General features: G+C 32.7%; 22 protein-coding genes. 6 read left to right on the forward strand and 16 right to left on the reverse strand.

What is annotated here, in order from left to right; genetic code table 11:
* Window positions 1-125 precede the first annotated feature (125 nt).
* The 12 genes from AWN65_RS15225 to AWN65_RS08045 form a co-directional block, all read right to left on the reverse strand.
* Window positions 126-1,487: a hypothetical protein gene (locus AWN65_RS15225; protein ID WP_063744209.1), complete on the reverse strand. Its 1,362-nt coding sequence runs from the start codon at window positions 1,485-1,487 to the stop codon at window positions 126-128.
* Between the two features lie 455 nt (window positions 1,488-1,942).
* Complete coding sequence (gene ftsY / locus AWN65_RS08000; protein ID WP_060382683.1) at window positions 1,943-2,896, reverse strand: signal recognition particle-docking protein FtsY; 954 nt, start codon at window positions 2,894-2,896, stop codon at window positions 1,943-1,945.
* A gap of 165 nt (window positions 2,897-3,061) precedes the next feature.
* Entirely contained in the window at window positions 3,062-3,214 is a 153-nt protein-coding gene (locus AWN65_RS14565; RefSeq protein ID WP_014166478.1) for a DUF4295 domain-containing protein, read from the reverse strand.
* Window positions 3,215-3,260: 46 nt separating this feature from the next.
* The gene (gene rpmG / locus AWN65_RS08005; protein ID WP_008253902.1) at window positions 3,261-3,443 is read right to left on the reverse strand and encodes a 50S ribosomal protein L33; all 183 of its coding nucleotides are present in this window, start codon (window positions 3,441-3,443) and stop codon (window positions 3,261-3,263) included.
* Window positions 3,444-3,471: 28 nt separating this feature from the next.
* Window positions 3,472-3,708: a 50S ribosomal protein L28 gene (gene rpmB / locus AWN65_RS08010; RefSeq protein WP_014166479.1), complete on the reverse strand. Its 237-nt coding sequence runs from the start codon at window positions 3,706-3,708 to the stop codon at window positions 3,472-3,474.
* Between the two features lie 73 nt (window positions 3,709-3,781).
* Window positions 3,782-5,032 carry a CinA family nicotinamide mononucleotide deamidase-related protein gene (locus tag AWN65_RS08015; protein WP_060382684.1) on the reverse strand — a complete coding sequence of 417 codons (1,251 nt, stop codon included), beginning with the start codon at window positions 5,030-5,032 and terminating at the stop codon, window positions 3,782-3,784.
* A 105-nt stretch (window positions 5,033-5,137) separates the two neighbouring features.
* Entirely contained in the window at window positions 5,138-5,482 is a 345-nt protein-coding gene (locus AWN65_RS08020; protein WP_060382685.1) for an Hpt domain-containing protein, read from the reverse strand.
* Window positions 5,482-6,093 carry a fumarylacetoacetate hydrolase family protein gene (locus tag AWN65_RS08025; protein WP_060382686.1) on the reverse strand — a complete coding sequence of 204 codons (612 nt, stop codon included), beginning with the start codon at window positions 6,091-6,093 and terminating at the stop codon, window positions 5,482-5,484. The genes AWN65_RS08020 and AWN65_RS08025 overlap by 1 nt, the downstream gene beginning before the upstream one ends.
* Before the next feature lie 66 nt (window positions 6,094-6,159).
* Window positions 6,160-6,933: a 3'-5' exonuclease gene (locus AWN65_RS08030; protein WP_060382687.1), complete on the reverse strand. Its 774-nt coding sequence runs from the start codon at window positions 6,931-6,933 to the stop codon at window positions 6,160-6,162.
* A 100-nt stretch (window positions 6,934-7,033) separates the two neighbouring features.
* On the reverse strand, window positions 7,034-8,347 hold the full coding sequence (locus AWN65_RS08035) for a dihydrolipoamide acetyltransferase family protein (protein ID WP_060382688.1): 1,314 nt from the start codon (window positions 8,345-8,347) through the stop codon (window positions 7,034-7,036).
* Between the two features lie 83 nt (window positions 8,348-8,430).
* Window positions 8,431-9,606, reverse strand: coding sequence for a glycosyltransferase family 2 protein (locus AWN65_RS08040; protein ID WP_060382689.1), 1,176 nt, complete (start codon window positions 9,604-9,606; stop codon window positions 8,431-8,433).
* Between the two features lie 14 nt (window positions 9,607-9,620).
* Entirely contained in the window at window positions 9,621-10,628 is a 1,008-nt protein-coding gene (locus AWN65_RS08045; protein ID WP_060382690.1) for a PDDEXK nuclease domain-containing protein, read from the reverse strand.
* 210 nt (window positions 10,629-10,838) lie between these two features.
* On the opposite strand from AWN65_RS08045, the gene AWN65_RS08050 reads away from it, so the two are divergent.
* A complete protein-coding gene (locus tag AWN65_RS08050; RefSeq protein ID WP_060382691.1) occupies window positions 10,839-11,648 on the forward strand; it encodes a hypothetical protein in 810 nt (269 codons plus the stop codon).
* Between the two features lie 18 nt (window positions 11,649-11,666).
* Here the strand turns inward: AWN65_RS08050 and AWN65_RS08055 are convergent, their stop codons facing one another.
* Both AWN65_RS08055 and AWN65_RS08060 read right to left on the reverse strand, forming a co-directional pair.
* Window positions 11,667-11,978 (reverse strand): type II toxin-antitoxin system RelE/ParE family toxin, encoded by a 312-nt coding sequence (locus AWN65_RS08055; protein ID WP_060382692.1) that lies wholly within the window; start codon window positions 11,976-11,978, stop codon window positions 11,667-11,669.
* Window positions 11,975-12,265 carry a hypothetical protein gene (locus AWN65_RS08060; protein ID WP_060382693.1) on the reverse strand — a complete coding sequence of 97 codons (291 nt, stop codon included), beginning with the start codon at window positions 12,263-12,265 and terminating at the stop codon, window positions 11,975-11,977. The genes AWN65_RS08055 and AWN65_RS08060 overlap by 4 nt, the downstream gene beginning before the upstream one ends.
* Before the next feature lie 6 nt (window positions 12,266-12,271).
* Between AWN65_RS08060 and AWN65_RS08065 the strand changes: the two genes are divergently transcribed.
* Window positions 12,272-14,143: an ABC-F family ATP-binding cassette domain-containing protein gene (locus AWN65_RS08065; protein ID WP_060382694.1), complete on the forward strand. Its 1,872-nt coding sequence runs from the start codon at window positions 12,272-12,274 to the stop codon at window positions 14,141-14,143.
* A 97-nt stretch (window positions 14,144-14,240) separates the two neighbouring features.
* Window positions 14,241-15,023: an O-methyltransferase gene (locus AWN65_RS08070; RefSeq protein ID WP_060383862.1), complete on the forward strand. Its 783-nt coding sequence runs from the start codon at window positions 14,241-14,243 to the stop codon at window positions 15,021-15,023.
* Between the two features lie 305 nt (window positions 15,024-15,328).
* Here the strand turns inward: AWN65_RS08070 and AWN65_RS08075 are convergent, their stop codons facing one another.
* Together AWN65_RS08075 and AWN65_RS08080 are read right to left on the reverse strand one after the other, a co-directional pair.
* Entirely contained in the window at window positions 15,329-17,017 is a 1,689-nt protein-coding gene (locus tag AWN65_RS08075) for a DUF6029 family protein (RefSeq protein ID WP_060382695.1), read from the reverse strand.
* A gap of 4 nt (window positions 17,018-17,021) precedes the next feature.
* A complete protein-coding gene (locus AWN65_RS08080; protein WP_063743071.1) occupies window positions 17,022-17,504 on the reverse strand; it encodes a TlpA family protein disulfide reductase in 483 nt (160 codons plus the stop codon).
* A gap of 95 nt (window positions 17,505-17,599) precedes the next feature.
* Here AWN65_RS08080 and AWN65_RS08085 point away from each other — a divergent pair, with 95 nt between their 5' ends.
* The 3 genes from AWN65_RS08085 to AWN65_RS08095 all read left to right on the forward strand — a co-directional run bounded on the left by AWN65_RS08085 (window position 17,600) and on the right by AWN65_RS08095 (window position 22,230).
* Window positions 17,600-18,427: an Omp28-related outer membrane protein gene (locus AWN65_RS08085; protein WP_060382697.1), complete on the forward strand. Its 828-nt coding sequence runs from the start codon at window positions 17,600-17,602 to the stop codon at window positions 18,425-18,427.
* Window positions 18,428-18,544: 117 nt separating this feature from the next.
* A complete protein-coding gene (locus tag AWN65_RS08090; protein WP_060382698.1) occupies window positions 18,545-19,237 on the forward strand; it encodes an ABC transporter ATP-binding protein in 693 nt (230 codons plus the stop codon).
* Window positions 19,238-19,302: 65 nt separating this feature from the next.
* Window positions 19,303-22,230 carry a M16 family metallopeptidase gene (locus AWN65_RS08095; protein ID WP_060382699.1) on the forward strand — a complete coding sequence of 976 codons (2,928 nt, stop codon included), beginning with the start codon at window positions 19,303-19,305 and terminating at the stop codon, window positions 22,228-22,230.
* Window positions 22,231-22,250: the final 20 nt, after the last annotated feature.

Consider the following 22,250-nt stretch of genomic DNA (forward strand, 5'->3'; position numbering starts at 1 on the left):
AATGACCCATTTTGATTTACAAATTTGGGTCATTTTTGTTTTTTAAAGGATTCAAATGTTTAAAAATAGGTTTTTGGGTCGCAACACGACGCACGTTCCCCTATGATGCTGGTCTTACATTTTTTTTATGCTACTAAAGTTTGCTGTTGTAGATAAATCCGTCTCCCTATTTCTAATGCATTGGCTGTGTGAATGCCAAAGAAAATCCAAAGGATCTCACTTTTTTGGGTTTTGGCTTTGATTTTCTTGAGATGGTAATGTTCCTTCTCCTTGCCAAAACTTCCTTCTAGTCGAGTAGCTCGTTCTTTCTTGATGTGTTGCGCTAAAATTTTGCGTTGTTCTTCATTTTTTCCAGCTTTTCCTTTACGTACAAAATCGGTTTGGATAGTATTGGTAGACGTGAAGGTTCGATTTTTATTGGTAGCATAAATGGCATCGGCTCCAAGTATTTTTACTTTTGTTTTAGTTAAATTCTGAGCGCAAAAAACACTGCTTTGCAGACGAGTTCCTTCGTTGAAAGCTCGATATTGAATGTGTTCGATGAAGTTAATGCCATCGATTTGAATTTTGTTTACTTTGGCTCCAAATTCAACTTGCTTTACTTCTTTCCCGCGAACAATTGGGCGGATATAACTTTTGCTAATACTTACAATCCTGTCTGGAACACTTTTACCAGTTTTAAATATCTGAATTTGTTGTTTGTATACTTGTTTGATAATCAGGCGCTGTTTGCTATATTTTGTAGTGGCTTCAAACGGATTTTGTGCTTCAATACGGCTAAGTTCGCCATTGAGTTTGTATAATAATTTAAGTAAACCTCGGGTAACTTTTGTGCGATGTTTTGATTGTTTTTTTCTCTTTTTTGAATATTGATTGTATCGCTTACACCAATCTAAATATTTAGTTCTTGGTAGTTTTATTTTAAACAAATGACACAAAGCTTCCATTTGCTTATAATTCCACTGTACACACTCCCAAAGCAATTTCTGGTTCGTAGGAAAGCGCACTTCACTCTCGTAACAAGTAGCATCCGTAAGCATTTTATCTAAATCTCCCATATAAGGAATCCAGTTCTTAGCTAGTACTTCTTGAGCTTTGCCAATGGTTAAAGTCTTGGATAGCTCCATTCTGATTTGACTCACGATTTTAAAGTTTTTCAAAGGTTTATCAATCGGAATCAGAATATCACAAAAAAATTGCATAAAGATATTTCCATTGAGAAGTTCAATCAACTTTTTATCCGAACAACCGTAGTAGTTTTTAAGCATCATCAGAGCAATTTTGCCTTTAGGACTAAAATAACAATGAGTCCCTTTTTGAGAATCTTTCAGTTTGAAGGCTTGAGCAAGCTCTGAAAAAGGCATCGAAAGATAAATTTTACCCAAATCTGTTTTTAAAAATTGGGCGTAAAAACCATCAAAATCTTTATTGATAGTAAAAAATGGAATTTGGTATTGAAATTCGCTTAAACGTATTATTTTTGGCATAGCATTTAAAGAAAAACCCCGTTTTTGACTCTTTTTGAGCAATTTCGGGGTTTGTTTCTTCTAAAATAACACTTATTTTGTTGATATGCAAGTGTTTGGGTAATTATGAATGTGCCTTTATCTTTCACAAGAAAAAGAAAAATACTCACATTCAAACTTTTCCATAAAAAGAGGCTGTCCAAAAAAAATTTTAGGACAGCCTTTTCATTGCTAAAATATTCGAAACCCATCGGAGATGATTTTCGTATATCTGATTCTCAGAAAGTGAGTTTAACTTTAGAACACCTTCTTTTTATTACTTTTTTTCTTTATAAAACTTCACTAAGGCTGAAATATATAATATTAAAGCTATTGTATAAAATAATAAAGAAATTTTTAAATTTTTAGTATACTGAGCCACTAAAAGAGCAGATGTTCCAAAAAGGAAAAAATGAAAGGCTTTAAAATTTTGCATATTACTTAAAGAAAGAGTCTACAAACTCATATTTATTAAACACCTGAAGATCATTAATCCCTTCTCCTACCCCTATATATTTAACAGGAATTTGAAATTGATCAGAAATTCCAATTACAACTCCTCCTTTAGCCGTTCCATCTAATTTTGTTACAGCTAAACAACTCACCTCTGTTGCTGTAGTAAATTCTTTTGCTTGTTCAAACGCATTTTGTCCAGTAGACCCATCTAATACTAATAATACATCATGAGGCGCATCTTCTACTACTTTTTGCATTACGCGTTTTACTTTTGAAAGCTCATTCATCAAACCTACTTTGTTGTGTAAACGTCCAGCCGTATCAATAATGACCACATCAGCGTCTTGTGCAACAGCACTTTGTAAAGTATCGAATGCTACTGAGGCTGGATCACTACCCATTTGCTGTTTTACAATAGGTACTCCCACTCTATCTGCCCAAATCTGTAACTGATCAATTGCTGCGGCACGAAATGTATCCGCGGCACCTAATACTACTTTATAACCTGCATTTTTAAATTGATTAGCTAATTTTCCAATAGTAGTTGTTTTACCAACTCCATTTACGCCTACCACCATAATTACATACGGTTTTTTATTAGCTGGAATCGCAAAATCTGTATCTTCTCCCGAATTAGTTTCTGATAAAAGAGAGGCTATTTCTTCTCTTAATATTTTATTAAGTTCATCAGTACCTAGGTACTTATCACGCGCTACGCGTGATTCAATACGTTCAATAATTTTTAAAGTTGTATTTACACCAACATCTGAAGTAACAAGCACTTCTTCTAAGTTATCTAATACATCATCATCTACTTTTGACTTACCAGCAACTGCTTTAGTTAATTTAGACAAGAAAGAAGCACTTGATTTTTCTAACCCTTTATCAAGTGTTTCTTTTTTTTCTGAAGAAAAAATTTTTTTAAAGAAATTCATTTATTATATATGATTTACAATTTACAACAATGTTTTATCATTTGAATATTCAAAAATACTAACTATACTAATTTTACAAGTAAGTATTTGATATTTTTTTAGCAAATATAAAACAAAAAAGCCACTTCAAGAAAGAAGCAGCTTTGTTATATTGAATAGATAAAATTATTTCTTTTTAAGAAATTCATCAACTTCTTCAGGAGACATGATAGCCTCAACAAAAGTATAAGCACCAGTTTTAGGAGATTTTACCATTTTAATAGCTTTTGATAATCTCTTAGATGCTGTCTGTAGGGTTGCAACGGTTTTCTTTGCCATGACTTACATTTTTTAGCTGAAATTTTTATTAATAAAAATTTCTAAATTATTTAATCTCTTTATGAACAGTCACTCTTTTTAAGATAGGATTAAATTTTTTAATTTCTAATCTATCTGGAGTGTTCTTTTTATTCTTAGTAGTGATGTAACGAGAAGTCCCTGGTACACCAGAAGTCTTATGCTCAGTACATTCTAAAATTACCTGAATTCTATTACCTTTCTTTGCCATCTTAAAATATATTTAATTTAGGAATAGATTATTTGATTAATCCATTAGCTTGGGCTTGTTTTAGCACAGCTGAAATTCCGTTTTTATTAATCGTTTTAATTGTAGAAGCAGCTACTCTTAAAGTAATCCATCTATCTTCTTCAGGAAGGTAAAAACGTTTTTTAATCAAGTTTACAGAGAATTTTCTCTTTGTCTTGTTCATAGCGTGAGAAACGTTGTTTCCTACCATCGCTCTTTTTCCTGTAAGGTCACAAACTCTTGACATTATACTTATGTTTTATCGTTATTCAAAATCAGGGTGCAAAGTAACAAAAAATAAAACGATTACACAAACTATTTTAGTAATTTTTTAAAATTTCTTTATACAACATTTCAAACGCCTTATTAACAGCTCTTTCTATAACCTTTTCTCTTGGCTGACCTAACTCACATTTTTCAACTATAATCTCTTTAGGTGTTGCTATTGCCAAATATACAGTTCCTACATCAGCATCTGACTCTCCTTTTGAAGGGCCTGCATTTCCAGTTGTAGCAATTGCAAAATCAGTTTTCAACAATTCTTTTACATTTCTAACCATCATTTCTGCTACTTGTTTGCTTACAACGGAGTAATCATTAATTATTTGTTTATCTACTTTTAACAACTCTTCTTTTACCTCTGTAGCATAGCTTACAATCCCTCCTTTAAAATAAGCTGAAGCTCCTGAAGTTGCGGTTAACAAAGAAGCCATTTTTCCTCCTGTACAACTTTCTGCAACGGAAAGTGTCATTTTTTTTTGAGTTAACATTCTTCCTAACATAACCTCAATTGTTTCTCCTTCATCTAACCCTACTAAACAATCTTTTATAAGAGGTTTTATTTTTTCTACTTCTAAAGCTACCTGTTCTTTCAAAAGTTGCTCATTTGCACCTCTAGCTGTCAATCTAAGCTTTACTTGAAAAGGACTTGGCAAATAGGCTAACTTAATAAAATCAGGTAATTTATTTTCCCATTCTTCAATTCGTTCAGCTAACATACTTTCTCCTACACCGTAAGTCATTAATGTTTGATGATATATATAAGGTCTGTCAAATTTTTCTACCAAATGAGGTACTACTTCATGATCTATTAAATATTTCATTTCGTAAGGAACTCCTGGAAGAGAAACAAAAACGGTCTTTCCTTTTTCCAACCACATTCCTGGTGCTGTACCTACTTGATTAAATAAGACTTTGCATTTTGAAGGAACTAATGCCTGTTCTTTATTCATCTGACTTATCGGTCTTTTAAAATAATTTTCAATCATTTTAGTTACATGCTCCAAAACTCCTTCATCATAGATTAAAACATCGCCTAAATACTCACATAAGGTTTTTTTTGTAATATCATCTTTGGTAGGCCCTAACCCTCCTGTTATAATTACAATTTCTACTTGATCTTGTAAATAAGAAAGTGTTTTTAAAATGTGTCGTTTATCATCAGAAATAGAAAGCATTTCTATTGTTTGAACACCTATTTTATCTAAAGATTTTGCTATATATCCAGAATTTGTATCTGTAATTTGCCCTATCAATATTTCATCTCCTATGGTTACAACGGCTGCTTTCATCTTGGTCTTTTTTTATATTTCTCAACAAAAAATAAGGATCAAAAAGAGTCTAAAATACCATCTCCTTCTAATCCTTACTCTAATCTTGTATATTTTAGTATTACACTATAAATTAAAATCTTTTTTTACTTCATCTAAAGCAGCATTTATCCTCGCCTTTAAGCTTTTATATACTTCTTTTATTTCCCTTTTTTTTCCTTGGTCTTTTGTCCATTGTTCTACTAATAATATTTCTTCTTTGGCAGCATCCATACCTAGCAAATCTAAAGTTGGTTTGGTTTTATGAGCAAAACCATACGCTTTGGCATAATCTTTATCTTCAATTCCTTCTTTTATTTGCTTGAGATCTCTAGGAACTTCTTCTACAAAAAGTGTTATTATTTGACGCACAAAATCATCATCATCATCTGAGATCGCATATACTTTTGCTAAATTATAGTGAATCGCCATTACTTAACCTGAATCTTAAATAGTTGTTTATCTTCTAAATATCCTTCCAAAATATCATTTGGATTTACTTTTGCTACCCCTGCTGGAGTTCCTGTAAAAATAACATCTCCTGTCTTTAAAGTAAAATATTGCGAAATATAAGCAATCATTTCATCTATTTTCCACAACATTTGACTGGTATTACCTTTCTGAACGACTTGTGAGTTATTTCTTAATTCAAAATTAAGATTTTCTAACGAACTGAAATTTTTTTTCGATAAAAAGTCACCTATTACCGCTGAACCGTCAAATGCCTTTGCTATTTCCCATGGTAAACCTCTTTCTTTTAATTTTGATTGCAAATCACGAGCCGTAAAATCAATCCCTACACTTATTTCATCATAATATTTATGAGCAAATTTAGAGTCAATATATTTCCCAACTTTATTAATTTTTACTAAAACTTCTATTTCGTGATGTACATCATTACTAAACTCGGGCAAAACAAAAGGAAATTGTTTAGGCAAAATGGCTGTATCCGGTTTCATAAAAATCACCGGCTCAGATGGTCGTTCATTATTCAACTCATTAATATGGTCCGTATAATTACGACCTATACAGATTATTTTCATTTCTCTAATAATTAGTGATACGTGACTAGAATTAGCTTATTTTTTTAGCTAATTACTCTTCACTATTTACTTTTTTGTATTTAACTTTCTTAATTTGATTCCTGTTAATACCTTTTTAGTGTACAAAGGAAAATCCGCATTTTGAATCCAACCAAAATAGCCAGGTTCTTTATCAAAAACCTCCTCTACTAAAGCTCCTTTATGTTTACCAAAAGCAAAAATCTCTTGTCCTTTATCATTTAAAGTTATAAATCCAGCAAAATCAACTGATTTTTTACGAGTGGTATACTCTGACAATATTTTCATATCATTTTCTAAATCAGGATAACGATCTAATTGAGCCTTTAATATTTCATACGTTGCACTTGTATCTGCTTCGGCACTATGTGCATTGTCCAACGTTTGATTGCAGTAAAATCTATAGGCTGCTCCCAACGTTCGTTCTTCTTTCTTATGAAAAATAGTCTGAACATCTACAGACACTCTGTTTTTCATATCAAAATCAACTCCTGCACGTAATAACTCTTCAGCTAGTAAAGGAATATCAAAGCGATCTGAATTAAATCCCGCTAAATCAGAATCTTTAATCATGTTATGTACTTGATTAGCTAATTCTGCAAAAGTAGGTTCATTAGCTACTTTCAGATCTGATATACCATGAATGGCTGCTGCTTGTTCAGGAATAGGAATGGTAGGATTTACCAACCACGTCTTGCTTTCTTTATTTCCGTTTGGAAAAATTTTTATTATTGAAATTTCAACAATTCGATCTTTTGAAATATCTGTCCCTGTAGTTTCTAAGTCAAAAAAACAAATCGGGCGATTTAATTTTAACTCCATTAATTTATTATTCGGTTAGCACTACAAATATATAAATCTACAAAACAAAAAATCCAAATAAGTTTCCTTATTTGGATTTTTAATTATTCTATTAGAAATATTACACCTCTCTATTAATATCCCAAGCTTCTAAAATATCAGCCACACGTTTTACAAACATTCCTCCTAAAGCACCATCTACCACTCTGTGGTCGTATGAATGCGACAAGAACATTTTTTGACGGATACCAATAAAATCACCTTCTGGAGTTTCAATTACTGCTGGTACTTTACGGATAGCCCCTAACGCTAAGATACCTACTTGTGGCTGGTTGATGATAGGCGTACCAAATACCGAACCGAAAGAACCTACGTTCGTTACGGTATAAGTACCTCCCGTGGTATCATCTGGTTTTAACTTACCAGCTTTTGCACGGTTTCCTAAATCATTAACCGCTTTAGCCATACCCACTAAATTCAACTGGTCTGCATTTTTAATTACAGGAACAATTAAGTTTCCATTTGGTAAAGCTGTAGCCATACCTAAGTTAATATTTTTCTTTTTGATGATAAAATCACCATCTACAGAAACATTCATTCCTGGGTAATCACGTAAAGCTTTTGCTACCGCTTCCATAAAAATAGGAGTAAATGTTAGTTTTTCACCCTCACGTTTTTCGAAAGCATTTTTATTTTTATCTCTCCATTTCACAATGTTGGTCACATCTACCTCAATGAATGATTGTACGTGAGCTGAAGTTTGCACTGACTCCACCATGTATTTCGAGATAAGCTTACGCATTCTGTCCATTTCCACAATTTCATCCGCACCATTAACCGATACCGGAACTGCTTGTGTAGCAGGAGCTGTAGCAACAGACGTAGCTTTTGGAGCAGAAGTTGTTACCGCTGATGCCTGAGCACTAGCCTGATTCCCTCTATTTTTAATATAATTTAAAATATCTTCTTTATTTACACGACCGTCTTTGCCAGTTCCTTGGATTGACTCTAACTCTGCTAAAGAGATACCTTCTTCTTTTGCAATGTTTTTTACTAATGGTGAGAAAAATTTATCTGATGCAGAAAAATCAGCTGGAGCTACAGCTTCTTTCGCTACTTCAACGGTTTTTATTATTTCAGCTACTGGAGTTGAAACTTCCTCTACTTTTGGAGTTTCAGCTACCACTGCACCACCTTCGATTTCAATAATAGCAATGGTTTGTCCTACTTGAACAACATCATCTTTTTGGAATAAAATTTCAACCAAAGTACCCGCTACTTCACTTGGCACTTCGCTATCCACTTTATCAGTAGCAATTTCAAGCACTGCTTCGTCCATTTCAATGCGGTCGCCCACATTTTTTAACCAGTTGGTTACCGTTGCCTCAGCAACACTTTCACCCATCTTAGGTAATTTCAATTCAAACCTTGCCATATTCTTAAACTAAAGTTGTGTTTTCTTATTTAGATTACAAAATTAATAATTATTTTGATTAATAATTTCATTAAATATAATTTTTACTTCCATCGTATTACTTGCCCTTTGTCGTTACTACTATTACTTCCAAGGATAAAATCGGAATTTTTTGGAAGAATCTTAAAAGTAAAACCATAATTCTTATATTTTTCTAAAAAAGCGATGATTTCTTTAAAAGAAAAACTATTGTTATCCAATACAATTTCTAGTTTAAAATTTGTAGGATAACTATGCGAAAATAACGGATTTTGATTAATATCAATCAGCTGAGTAGCTTTTTTTTTGAGTTGTTGCTCAATTTTCAACATTGTAGCATCTTCTTTTGTATACACTAAATAGCCATCGACTTCATATACCAGCTGTTTTTGCTGACTCCTTTTAAAAAAAGCAAAAGCTATTGCCCCCAATTTCATCATCCACTTGAAGACTAGCGAACCTCCAAAATGTTTGTTGTAAAAAAATTGCATGGCGTCGCTAAAACGTTTTACATAGAGTTCGTCACGAACAGTACTTTCTCCTTTATAATGTATAACGGTAGTTTCATGGCAATAGTAGTTTTGCAAACCTTCTTTGGTCACCATATAACTCAAATCAATATCGTCCGAATACATAAAGCATTTTTCATCAAAACCGCCCACTTTCAGATATACTTCCCGCTTCATTACCATAAAAGCCCCCACTAATATAGCGACTTCCCCAGAGGCATTTTCTGAGAGATGCTGTGCATAATATTGATTGAAACATTTTGTTTTTGGAAAAAATTTATACAACCCAAAAATTTTGGTAAAAGCCACCCAAGGCGTTGGCACCCCACGTTTACACTCAGGAAGAAAATTTCCTGTTCCGTCAATGAGTTTGCAACCTATTATTCCCAGCCCCCCAGCCCCCAAAGGGGGAGTTTGAGCAACTTTGCCTAAAATTTTCAGAAAGGTATCTTCGGCTACTACAGTATCGGGGTTTAGTATACAAATGTATTCACCACGGGCTGCTGCGACACCTATATTATTCCCCTTTGGAAAACCAGCGTTTTCAGTGTTTTGAATAAGTTTTATTTCAGAAAAACGTTGTTGCATCATCGCACAGCTATCATCTTGCGAAGCATTATCTACTACGATGATTTCCCCATCAATATTTTTAAGGGCTTGTTGCACGCTTAAAACACATAGTTCTAAAAAATGTCGTACGTTATAATTAAGAATGATTACGGAGAGTTGCACTGTATGAAAATGAATTAAATTTCTAAATTATGTTGGCTTTTAAATATCAACTTCTGACGTTCAATTTCATCTTGCAATTGTTCTTCTGTTGGTAAAAAGGGTAAATATTTTGAAGCGAACAGCTGATTATTCTGATTCAAAATAGAATATTTTGCAATTGTTTTGTCGGTTTCGGTACAAAGCAAAATTCCTATAGTAGGATTATCTTCCTTAGGTTTTTTTAAATCATCATACATTCTAACATACATATCCAATTGCCCTATGTCTTGATGCGTAATGGTATGCGTTTTTAATTCTATAATTACAAAACATTTTAAAATGTAATTATAAAACACCAAATCGATATAAAAATCAGCGGTTTCGGTTTTTATATGCTGTTGTCTTTCCACAAAAGCAAAACCTTTTCCTAATTCTAAAATGAATTTTTGCAAATTATCAATTAAAGCTTTTTCTAATTCAAGTTCAGTATAACTTAACGATGTTGACAAATTCAAGAATTCTAAAACGGATGGATTTTTTATAAAGTCGTGAATATTATTTTTCTCCGATATACTCTTACCTTTTATTGTTTCTTTATCGTTTGAGGACAATAATCGATAATAATATAAGGTTGAAATATTTCGGTCTAATGTTCTCACTGACCAAGTGTTTTCAGAAGCTTCTTTTAGATAATACATTCTAGCCTTTTCATCCTGCACCCTCATAATCAATTCAAAATGAGACCAATTCAATTTGGCCGACAGTGTCGGCCAAATTTCAATTTCAGGAAAAGTTTGATAAAATTGTCTATATTTTCTAATATTTCGTTCTGAAAAACCTTTTCCAAATTCACGAGTGAGTTCAATAGATATTGTTTTAATTATTTCTTTACCGTATTGAGCACGTTCCTTCCCGTTTTGTTCTTCTTCAACAATTTTCCTACCTATATTCCAATATGCCTCTACCATTGCAGTATTTATTGCCTGATAGGTTTTTTGTCGCGCTTGCGATAGAATTTGCTTTATTTCCTGAATATAACTCATCGTTTATACAATGTGTAACTATCAATTTTCAAATAGTTCTTAGCAAAATCAAAATTGCGATTTTTATTTGGTAAAACAAAAAGCTTATTTCAGAAGTAAAATTATTAAAAGTACTTATCTATAACTTATTTCAAAACTAACACGGCTTTAGAATCAAGTTGAAACTTAAAAAACATATCTTCGCCATAAAATTTGAACACTACTAAAATTATGAATACAAAACCTCTATATTTTTTAACTTTATTACTGTACTTGAACGGCTTTTGTCAAAAAATTGACCAGTCTAAAAAAGAATTAAACGCCAAAGAAACCAACACACAGAATTCTTCCCATACAAGTACACATCAAACAAATCGTTCTAATCATAATTCAAGCGATAACTTATTTGTTGATTTATTCCTTTACCTTTCCTACTACGCCATTGTTGGAAATTATGAATTGGAAAATCATCTAGACAACGAGCTTACAACTTATCCGTATGCTGATAAGCGTACTGGAAATTATGGTGGTGAATCTCAAAAAACAACTTTCCGACTGGATGTAGAAAACAGTTTTTTAACCGAAAAATTAGGTTCAAATTACAGTTCGTATGGAAATCATTTTAAAATAAAAGGCAGAGTAAAACAGTACATCTACGGACAATTTGACCAAATTAGTCTTTTTGAAAATTATCAAGGCAAAACAGCTTCTTTACCCATTTATCAATTCAATCTTGGATACGACCGTTTGCGTTTTAAACATTTTAACTTTGGATTTTTGATTGGCGCAACTCATGTAGGTAGTACCGTAAATAAAACAGGAGTGAATTTTGGACTACATGCTGATGCTTTTATAGTTAAAAATTATAGTCTTGACACCTCTATTCACTGGAGCAACATCAACAACCAAACCGTACGCACATTTGATATCAAAGGAAAATATCACTTAAAAAACATGTTTTTTGCATTAGGATATGAACATCTACAAATTGCATCTCCTTCATACAATTACCTAACTACAGGTTTGGGATTTTATTTCTAAAATGAAAAGAGCGCTTAATTAGCGCTCTAAAATCTTCATAAGTTCTTTAGGCTTTCTCTGATTGTTCCAAAACAACAATATTTGAAGTGTTTGCGTTGAAGTATCAAAATCATAATAAAGCGTGGTTTGTTTTGAAATTGGCATACAAAAAACCTTCAATTTGTTTTCAAACTTCCCTAAACGTGGATTAATTGCGAGTCTGTCTAAATTTTCCAGAACAAGCATATAAAATTTTAAAACTTCCTGCTGATTCCATTTGGCTAAAATAAAATTCATTTCATCCTGTAAAGTAATTTCTGCCTTAGGATGCCAAATTATTTCAAAAGTCATTTCAAAAATGAAAATTTAGTTTTCATTCTCTCTTGAACTTCATTATGAGTTATTCCTTTACCATTGACAATATCTTGCTTAGCTTCTTCAAGCATTTGCAAAAGAAATTCATTCACTTCCGCAGATTCCTCGTGAATTCTTGATGCAGTATTATAAACCTCAGCAGGCTCTTCCTGCTTATTTTTCTTTTTATCGTCCATGGCATCATTTTTTTCAAAGTTATAAAAAAATAACATTGTTTGCCCACAAAACCCTACTTTTGCAACTCTTAATTCATAACTTATCATTTAACAATGAATTACCTTTCAGTTGAAAATATAGCCAAATCGTATGGCGAACGCGTTTTGTTTGAAGACTTATCTTTTGGAATCAATAAAGACCAAAAAATTGCCTTTGTAGCCAAAAACGGAACGGGAAAAACCTCAATTCTAAAAATTATTACAGGCGAAGACACTCCTGATAGTGGTCAAATTGTTATGCGCAAGGACATTCGCATGGCATTTTTATCACAAGAACCCAACTTGCAAAGTGAATTGACCATCGAGGAAAGTATTTTTGCCAGCGATAACGAAATTCTGAAAGTCATTGAGCAATATGAAAAAGCCATTCAAAATCCAGAAGACGAAGAAGCTTACCAAAAGGCTTTTGACAACATGGACCGCCACAACGCATGGGATTTTGAAACGCAATACAAACAAATTCTCTTCAAATTAAAATTAGAGGATTTAAAACTGAAAGTTAAAAACTTATCAGGTGGACAAAAAAAACGTCTAGCACTGGCTCTCATTTTGATTAACAAACCCGATTTATTAATCCTTGATGAGCCTACCAACCACTTGGATTTAGAAATGATTGAATGGCTAGAAAATTATTTTGCCAAAGAAAATATCACTTTGTTTATGGTTACACACGACCGCTTTTTCCTAGAGCGTGTGTGTAACGAAATTATTGAATTAGAAAACGGAAAAATCTACCAGTACAAAGGGAATTATTCCTATTATTTACAAAAGAAAGAAGAACGCATTGCTTCTGAAAATGCGAGTATTGACAAAGCTAAAAACGTTTTTGTAAAAGAATTAGAATGGATGCGTCGCCAACCTAAAGCACGTACTACCAAATCGAAATCGCGTCAGGATGACTTTTATGTAATAAAAGAAAAAGCCATGAGTCGTCGTAAAGAGAATACGGTGGAATTAGAAATCAATATGGAACGCATGGGAAGTAAGATTATCGAGCTTCACAAAGTTTATAAAAAATTCAATGATAGAGTCATTTTAAACGGATTTGACTATACATTTAACAAAGGCGAACGCATTGGAATCATTGGTAAAAATGGAACTGGAAAATCGACTTTCTTAAATATTTTAACCCAAACTATTCAGCCTGATAACGGTAAAGTAGTCATAGGCGATACTATAAAAGTGGGCTATTACACTCAGGCGGGTATCAACCCAAAACCTGAACAAAAAGTAATTGACATCATCAAAGAATACGGAGAATACATTCCGTTAAGTAAAGGTCGAACCATTTCAGCGGGTGGTTTATTAGAACGTTTTTTGTTTGACCGCAAAAAGCAACATGATTATGTTGAAAAACTAAGTGGAGGTGAGTTGAAACGTTTGTATTTATGCACAGTGCTCATTCAAAATCCGAATTTCTTAATCCTCGACGAACCTACAAACGATTTGGATATTGTTACCCTAAACGTATTAGAAAATTTCCTATTAGATTATCCTGGATGTTTGCTCGTAGTAAGTCACGACCGCTACTTTATGGATAAAATTGTGGACCACCTTTTTGTGTTTAGAGGACAAGGCGAAATTGAAGACTTTCCTGGCAACTATTCTGATTTTAGAGCCTACGAAGATTCAAGCCCCCCAGCCTCCAAAGGGGGAGCTGACGAAACGCAAACTGCGAAGTCAAATTGGAAACAAAACCAAAAAGCAACTAATGGATTAAGTTTTCAAGAACAAAAAGAATTCCAAAAAATTGAGCGTGAAATCAAAGATTTAGAAGCTAAGAAAAAAGAAATTGAAGATTTATTTTCAAACGGAAATGTGGCTGATAATGAAATTGAAACCAAGGCAAATGAATTACAAAAAGTAATTCAGAAATTAGAAGCAAACGAAGAGCGTTGGTTTGAATTGAGCGCTAAAATGGAATAAAAGTTTCACAAAGTAACACGAAGTATTCACAAAGTCTCACAAAGTTTTTATTTTATATTTACTTTGTGTTTCTTTGTGCTAAACTTTGAGAAACGCTGTGCTACAACTCATAAAATCATACTTTACCTTTTTAAAAAACTCCACTAACCAACACGGAGTTCACTCCCCTTTTGTGTTTAATTTAGTCACCAAATGTTTTTACGATAAAACCAGCTATCCTGAATACAAAATTTTAAACGAATACCGTAACACACTTTTACAAAACCACGAAACTATCCAAGTAACTGATTTTGGTGCGGGTTCGCGTGTATTTAAATCGAATACACGAAAAATATCTGCTATTGCTAAAAACGCGGGTATTTCTAAAAAAAGAGCCGAATTATTATTCAGAATTGTTCGCTACTTTCAACCAGATTCGATTTTAGAAATTGGTACTTCCTTAGGATTAGCAACTTCTGCATTAGCATTGGGCAACCCAAAAGCTAAGATTACTTCTTTAGAAGGATGCTCGAATACAATTACAATAGCAAAAAATCAATTACAAAAATTCAATATCAATACTGTCGAATCAATAAACTCAGAATTTTCAACTTTCCTAAAACAAATTCCCCCTTTGGGGGCTAGGGGGCTTGAATTCGTTTACTTCGACGGCAATCATTCCAAAAAAGCCACACTTGACTATTTCGAGTTATTACTTCCTACCATAACAAACGAATCAGTTTGGATTTTTGATGATATTCATTGGTCGAAAGACATGGAAGAAGCTTGGGCAGAAATAAAAAACCATCCTAAAGTAACAGTAACCATAGACACTTTTCAATGGGGATTTGTTTTTTTTAGAAGAGAGCAACAAAAAGAGCATTTTATCATACGTGTATGACCAATACCTTTCACAGAATTGCAAAAAATCAATTGCAATAATATTGAAACAATAAACTTAATTTACTTCAAAGGTAACCATTCTAAAAAAGCCTCTTTAGAATATTTTGAGTTATTACTCCCAGCAATGGGATTTGTTTCCTTTAGAAGAGAACAAGAAAGAGGCTGTCCAAAAAGTAAAAAATCAACATGCAGTTTGTCTCTCCTACGTAAGGAGGAGTCTCGTAATCAACGCTATGCGATTTCTCCCTTTGATTGAAATGACAAGATTGCGATTTTTTTGGACAGTCTCTTATACTTATTTTTTTAAAAAGCAGTATTTATATTTAGTGATAGTCCACTACTTTCAGGAACTATTCTACACACTCCTCCTACACACATTAAACCGCCTCTTTGTCTACCATAGGCTAATTGTATACGGGTTGATTTTTTTCTGAAGACACCCCCAAAATTGTAATAATGTTGACGTTTTTCCGCTTCTTCATTGCCATAATTATAAAGATCCGCAACATAAAGAGAAATTTTTTGATTAAAATTAAACTCAAGAGTTCCTCCATACCAATTCTTCTTATCAGAGTCTGCCCAAAGATGTTCTCCTAAAGCTCTTAATGAACGATTTGTATTTTTAAACTTGTATGTTCCTTCTAATCCAATACAATTTGTTTTAACCAGTCCATAGGTTTCCTCAACTTGCTTTTTATTGTAATACTGATTAACATATATTAAATTCATAAAAAAGTTTTCGTTTATTTTTTTATCAATTTCAATATTATAATCTGAAAAATATTTTTGACCAAAACTTAAAAAATCCGTTTGATAATCTCTTGGTGAATCAAATGAAAATTTCCCTCCTAATCCAAACCAATTTGAGGTATTAAATGCTATTTTGGCACCATATTTTCCTCCTAACATAGTTCCTTTTTTAACGTTATAAAAAATATCTATCTGTCCTCCTATTTCTCCTGCTTTTAAGATAGTTTCATCAGGCATTGAAACATTAGGTTGTGCTTGATAAACATAAATATTGGACAAACTATTATGATGCTGTTTTGTTAAACTTGGAACAAAATTTACTATTTTGTCATTATAAAAATTCCCTTTAGCTTTTCTTTCTGAAAAGAAGCTCATATTTTCTAATCTTCTAAAAGTTGCATCAATACCAAATCCTTTTTTTGAAAATCCTGTATTTATTAAAAGTGCAGAACCTGATTTTATAAAATTATTTTCAATTTGATCAAATTCTACTACTGCATCAGGTGATTTATAATCATATTCTGTGGAAATATAAAATGATTCTTTTGAAAAATTTAATCTTCCTGAATAAGTATTTGTTAGACTTAAAAAATTAGGACGTAAAACATCCGTCAACTCATTTCTACCTACATAACTAAAACCTATTTCAAGAGTAAAAGCGTCTTTTTTTAATAAATTAGTAATATCAATATCTGTATTAAAACCATAAATATCAGAGTTTGCTACTTCAAAACCTGTACGCTGCTTACCATACAATGCAGTTAAGGAAATAAAACCAAATGGTTTATACGTTACTCTCCCTCCTCTTAAAGCATTATTAATACCTAATGCTCTATCTTCCCAAGCTCGTAAGATTAAACCACTACCAAACTGCTGATAAAAATAACCTGCGGTTATGTCAAGTTTGTTCGATTTATAATTTAAATAATACGTTCCTATATTTGTTTTTTTATATTCAGGATTAAAATTCAATAAAGCCTTATCTACATAGGATTCTGTTTGAACACCCATTGTAAAACGTTTATAATTATAATTAAGTCCTAAATAATTATTTGAACGTATGGGATCATCTGGTTGATCAACTTTTAATTCTTTATCATTGAGATACCATTGTCCATTTGATTCAAAAAAACCAAATACTTTCCCATAGTCCCTTTTAGAAGTTTCTCCTGTTTGATTTTCTTGAGAGAATAATATTGTTGAAATAAATAAACAAAAAAATGAAATTATTTTTTTACACATAAGATTACAAAGTCTTTAATTTATTATATAATTCTTGTTCACTTCCTGGTGTATATCCATTTTGGGTGTAAACAATTTTTTCATTTTTAACAACCACTGTAAAAGGAGGATTAACTACTCCCATAGCTCTTTTAAAATCTTGATTGGTATCTAATAAAACATTATATGTCCACTCTTTTCCTTTTACTAATGGTTTTACTCTTTTTTGAGTTCTTGAATCATCAATTGAAACTGCTACAATTTCAAAATTTAGATTTTGTCTCCATTCTTCCTGAATTTCATTCATTTCTTCCAATTCTTTAATACAAGGCCCACACCATGTTGCCCAAAAGGTAAAAACATACAATTTATCTTTCTCTATAAAATCTTTTTTAACTGATACATCTTTGTTTTCTAGATCTTTTAATATAACATCTGGCATTTTTTGTTGAGCAATAGCCGTACTCATAATAAGAATAAAAAACAGGTTTTTAAGTACTTTAAACATACGATAAGATTTTTTTTACTAATTTTTTTTTTGCTAAAGTATTTTTTTTTATCATCTTCGCAAATATTTATTTCAATTAACTTAAAAATAATATTATGAAACTTTCAAAAATATTATCATCTCTTAGTGTGTTTTTACTGTTATCTTGTAGCAAAGAAAACGCAACGAGTGAACCTATATCCCAAACAAATATTGACAATGAAGTAGCATCTACTACATCAAAATTTATAAAAAATGCTCTTATTGAGGATTATACAGGTGCTTGGTGCGGATGGTGTCCTAGAGTAAGTTATAGTATTACAAAGGTAAAAGAAAGCACAACCAAAGTTGTAAGTGTAGCAATACATAGAGGATCAAGCGGAGGTGGATTTGATCCTTATAGCTACTCAGGATCTTTACCTGCTGTAATTAAAAGTTTCCCTACAGGTATGCTTAATAGAAAAATTGAATGGAAAACACCTCAAAACAGCTATATAAATCAAGTAATAGATCTAACTAAAGATAATGCTGATCTAGGAATTGCCATGAACTCTATTGTAGACTCAGGAAATATAAACTTAGACATAAAAGTTATATCTACTAAAGATCATAATGACCTTAAATTTGTTGTGTATGTTGTGGAAGATGGTTTAATTTTTAACCAATCTAATTACACCAGTTTTTATGGAGGTGGTTCTGTAATAAAAGATTTTATTCATAATGATGTTTTAAGAGAATGCTTAACAAACATATACGGAGATGCACTAGGAGAAATTAAGGCTAATACTTTACTAGTTAAAAAATTAAACATTCCTCTACCAAAAAATGTAAAAAATGTAAACAAAATGAAATTTGTTACTATGATTTTAAATAATAATGGCGAATCATTAAATGTTAGAGAGGTTGCTCCTAATGTTAATCAAACTTTTGAAGTAGCGCAATAATCCTATAAATAGAGTTAAAAAAAAAGCTTAAGTAAAATAACTTAAGCTTTTTTTTTAACTCTATTTTAGTGTAACATAATCTTATATTCAAACACTAATGTAAAAAGTATTCATAAAATGGATAAGTCATTAATTAAAATATCAAACATCAAACGGGATTTTCAATTAGGCAGCGAAATTATCCACGTTTTAAAAGGCATTGATTTACAAATCAATAAAGGTGAATATGTTGCCCTAATGGGACCTTCGGGTTCGGGTAAATCAACACTAATGAATCTTTTAGGCTGTCTGGACACTCCTACCTCAGGACAATATATTTTGAACGGCAAGGACGTTTCTAAAATGATTGATGACGAACTGGCTGAAATCCGTAACAAGGAAATCGGTTTCGTATTTCAAACGTTTAACTTATTGCCTCGTACAACTGCTTTAGACAATGTAGCACTACCCATGATTTACGCAGGGTATTCAAAAACCGACCGTAACCTTCGTGCTACTGAAGTTCTCAAACAAGTGGGTTTAGGCGACCGTATGGACCACCAACCTAATCAGCTTTCAGGAGGTCAGCGTCAGCGTGTGGCCGTGGCAAGAGCCTTAGTCAACAAACCTTCAATCATTCTTGCTGATGAACCTACTGGAAACTTAGATAGTAAAACTTCGGTTGAAATTATGCGTCTTTTTGATGAAATTCATGCCAATGGAAATACTGTCATTCTCGTTACTCACGAAGAAGATATTGCTCAACACGCTCATAGAATTATTCGCTTAAAAGACGGAATAATCGAAAGTGATAATAGTAATAAGCATTAACATTTAATTATCATATTTTAGATTGATAACAATTATTTTTGACTTTTAAATTAATTTGATTTACAATGCTACGCAAACTTAAATTTGTTTTAACAGCTGTTATTTTTTCAACAGCCGCTTTGGCTCAAAGCCAACACCAATGGAAAGATGCCTCTGCCAACGGTTATAATTACAAATATGTAACAAACGACCCAACCAAAGCACGTTTTTATACGTTAAAAAACGGTTTAACCGTTATCTTGAGTCCTACCAATAAAGACCCACGCATTCAATGTTATGTAGCGGTAAAAGCGGGTAGCAAAACTGACCCCGCTACCAATACTGGTTTAGCGCATTACTTAGAGCACATGTTGTTCAAAGGAACGGACAAATACGGTTCATTAGATTGGGCTAAAGAACAAGTAGAATTAAACAAAATAGATGCCCTTTACGAGCAATACAACAAAACAAAAGACGAAGCACAACGCAAAGCGATTTACAAAAAAATCGATTCGGTTTCTGGGGTAGCTAGTAAATATGCCATTGCTAATGAGTACGACAAAATGATGTCGGCTATGGGAGCGCAAGGCACCAATGCATTTACCTCTTTTGAACAAACGGTGTATACAGATGATGTACCTAGCAGTTCCATTGATAAATATTTAGCTGTACAGGCTGAACGTTTCCGCAATCCTGTTTTACGTATTTTCCATACCGAATTAGAAGCGGTTTACGAAGAAAAAAACCGTACGTTAGATAACGATGGTCGTAAAGTTTTTGAAACTTTATTTGCTAGTTTATTCAAAAACCACAATTATGGTTTACAAACTACCATCGGTACCGTAGAACACTTAAAAAATCCATCATTAGTAGAAATTCGTAATTATTTCAACAAATTTTACGTTCCTAATAATATGGGTATCATACTTTCTGGTGATTTTAACCCAGATATGATGATTGCTAAGATTGACAAAGCTTTTGGGTATATGCAAAACAAACCCGTGGCTAAATATACTTTCCAACCCGAAAGTCCTATCTCGGCTCCTATCGTTAAAGAAATTGTAGGACCTGATGCAGAAAGCTTAACTCTTGGTTATCGTTTGCCAGGCAATAAAGACAAAGATGCTTTATTAGCGGACTTAGTAGGTCAAATTTTAACCAATGGTAAAGCGGGTTTATTAGACTTAAACTTGGTTAAAAAACAACGTTTGTTAAGAGCTAGTGCCTTCACCTATTCGTTAATCGATTACGGAATTTTGTATTTCTCTGCTTCGCCTACTAATGGACAATCTTTAGAAGAAGTTAAAACTTTGGTGTTAGCTGAAATTGAAAACTTGAAAAAAGGAAATTTTGATGACAACTTGATTCCATCTATCATCAATAACATCAAAAAATCAAAAATTTACGAAACTGAAAAATACGGGGAAAGAGCCAATACTTTAATGGATGCTTTTACTTCTGAATTAGACTGGAGAGACCAAGTAGCTTATGTAAATGATTTGTCAAAAATAAAAAAAGAAGATATCGTTGCTTTTGCTAATAAATATTTAGGTGAAAACTATGTGGCTATTTTAAAACGCAAAGGAGAAGCTCCTATAAGCAACAAAATCGAAAAACCTTCTATTACACCTGTTGAAACCAATGCGGACAAACAATCGGATTTTGTTAAAATGGTCAATGCTATGCCTAGTACTTCAGCACAACCTGTGTTTTTAGATTTTGACAAAGACATTCAAAAATCAAAAATTGGCAAAGCAGAAGTATTGTACGTTGCTAATAAAGACAACGACATTTTCCGTTTAAAATACCGTTACAAAATCGGTTCATTAAACGATTTGAAACAATCTATTGCCTCGCAATACATCCAGTTTTTAGGAACGGATAAAATGACGGCTGAGCAAATTTCTAAAGAATTTTACAAAATTGCTTGTAGTTTCAGTGTGAGTACGAACGAAGAATATACTACAGTAGCTATTGAAGGTTTACAAGAAAACTTTGAAAAAGCAGTTAAATTGTACGAAGACGTGATAGCAGGCATTAAAGCCGATGACAATGCCTTGAAAGCATTAAAAGCACGTATTGCCAAATCACGAAAAGATGCTAAAGCAAACAAAGGGGCTATTTTACAAGGGTTGACCAGTTATGCTATGTACGGTGCAAAAAACAAATTCAACAATACCCTTTCTGACAAAGACCTTGAAGCAATTACCGCACAAGAATTGGTAGACCGCATTAAGAATTTGAATACCTATGAACAAACCGTAATTTACTACGGTCCACAACCTTTACCAGCTGTAGTAGGTAAATTAAAAACAATGCATACTGTACCTGCAACTTTTGCTACGGCTCCTGCAATGAAAGAATTCAAACAAGTGGCACAAACGGCAAACCAAGTTTTATTTACTGATTACGACATGGTACAAGCAGAAACCCGTTGGATTAGAAACACTGAAACGTATGACGCTAACAAAACGCCAATCGTAAATGTATTTAATAGCTATTTTGGAGGCGGTATGGGGTCAATCGTTTTCCAAACCATTCGTGAAAGTAAAGCTTTAGCCTATAGCACTTACGGGTATTATGTAGCACCACAAAAGAAAGACCAACAATACTATATGATGAGTTATGTGGGGAGTCAAGCCGATAAATTCAATGAAGCAACAACGGCTATGAATGAGTTATTGACTAAAATGCCTGAATTACCTGTTAATTTAGATTTAGCAAAAACAGGCGTTAAAAAAGACATTCAAACCGAGCGCATCACGCAAGACAATATTATTTTTACGTATTTAGCCAACAAGCAATTGGGCGAAACAACCGATGCTAGAAAGAAAATCTACACTGCGGTAGATGCTATTACCATGCAAGATGTGAAGAATTTCCACAACACACATTTAGCAGGTAAACCTTATACTTATGCTATTGTAGCTTCAGAGAAAAAAGTTTCTTTAGAGGACATGAAAAAGTTAGGTGAGGTGAAAAAGATTTCGTTAGAAGAACTTTTTGGATACTAAAAACTTCAAAAAAAATATTT

It is taken from the genome of Flavobacterium covae (assembly GCF_001534645.1).
GTDB classification, from domain to species: domain Bacteria; phylum Bacteroidota; class Bacteroidia; order Flavobacteriales; family Flavobacteriaceae; genus Flavobacterium; species Flavobacterium covae.

Coding starts and splice junctions, on each gene's coding strand:
- AWN65_RS15225 (WP_063744209.1), bottom strand. CDS start 1,487: ATGCCAAAAATAATACGTTTAAGCGAATTTCAATACCAAATTCCATTT.
- rpmB (WP_014166479.1), bottom strand. CDS start 3,708: ATGTCAAGAGTTTGTGACCTTACAGGAAAAAGAGCGATGGTAGGAAAC.
- AWN65_RS08065 (WP_060382694.1), top strand. CDS start 12,272: ATGAATTACCTTTCAGTTGAAAATATAGCCAAATCGTATGGCGAACGC.
- AWN65_RS08045 (WP_060382690.1), bottom strand. CDS start 10,628: ATGAGTTATATTCAGGAAATAAAGCAAATTCTATCGCAAGCGCGACAA.
- AWN65_RS08035 (WP_060382688.1), bottom strand. CDS start 8,347: ATGGCAAGGTTTGAATTGAAATTACCTAAGATGGGTGAAAGTGTTGCT.
- AWN65_RS08020 (WP_060382685.1), bottom strand. CDS start 5,482: ATGGCGATTCACTATAATTTAGCAAAAGTATATGCGATCTCAGATGAT.
- ftsY (WP_060382683.1), bottom strand. CDS start 2,896: ATGAATTTCTTTAAAAAAATTTTTTCTTCAGAAAAAAAAGAAACACTT.
- AWN65_RS08055 (WP_060382692.1), bottom strand. CDS start 11,978: ATGACTTTTGAAATAATTTGGCATCCTAAGGCAGAAATTACTTTACAG.
- AWN65_RS08095 (WP_060382699.1), top strand. CDS start 19,303: ATGCTACGCAAACTTAAATTTGTTTTAACAGCTGTTATTTTTTCAACA.
- AWN65_RS08075 (WP_060382695.1), bottom strand. CDS start 17,017: ATGTGTAAAAAAATAATTTCATTTTTTTGTTTATTTATTTCAACAATA.
- AWN65_RS08015 (WP_060382684.1), bottom strand. CDS start 5,032: ATGAAAGCAGCCGTTGTAACCATAGGAGATGAAATATTGATAGGGCAA.
- AWN65_RS08030 (WP_060382687.1), bottom strand. CDS start 6,933: ATGGAGTTAAAATTAAATCGCCCGATTTGTTTTTTTGACTTAGAAACT.
- AWN65_RS08080 (WP_063743071.1), bottom strand. CDS start 17,504: ATGTTTAAAGTACTTAAAAACCTGTTTTTTATTCTTATTATGAGTACG.
- AWN65_RS08025 (WP_060382686.1), bottom strand. CDS start 6,093: ATGAAAATAATCTGTATAGGTCGTAATTATACGGACCATATTAATGAG.
- AWN65_RS08085 (WP_060382697.1), top strand. CDS start 17,600: ATGAAACTTTCAAAAATATTATCATCTCTTAGTGTGTTTTTACTGTTA.
- AWN65_RS08090 (WP_060382698.1), top strand. CDS start 18,545: ATGGATAAGTCATTAATTAAAATATCAAACATCAAACGGGATTTTCAA.
- AWN65_RS08050 (WP_060382691.1), top strand. CDS start 10,839: ATGAATACAAAACCTCTATATTTTTTAACTTTATTACTGTACTTGAAC.
- AWN65_RS08060 (WP_060382693.1), bottom strand. CDS start 12,265: ATGATAAGTTATGAATTAAGAGTTGCAAAAGTAGGGTTTTGTGGGCAA.
- rpmG (WP_008253902.1), bottom strand. CDS start 3,443: ATGGCAAAGAAAGGTAATAGAATTCAGGTAATTTTAGAATGTACTGAG.
- AWN65_RS14565 (WP_014166478.1), bottom strand. CDS start 3,214: ATGGCAAAGAAAACCGTTGCAACCCTACAGACAGCATCTAAGAGATTA.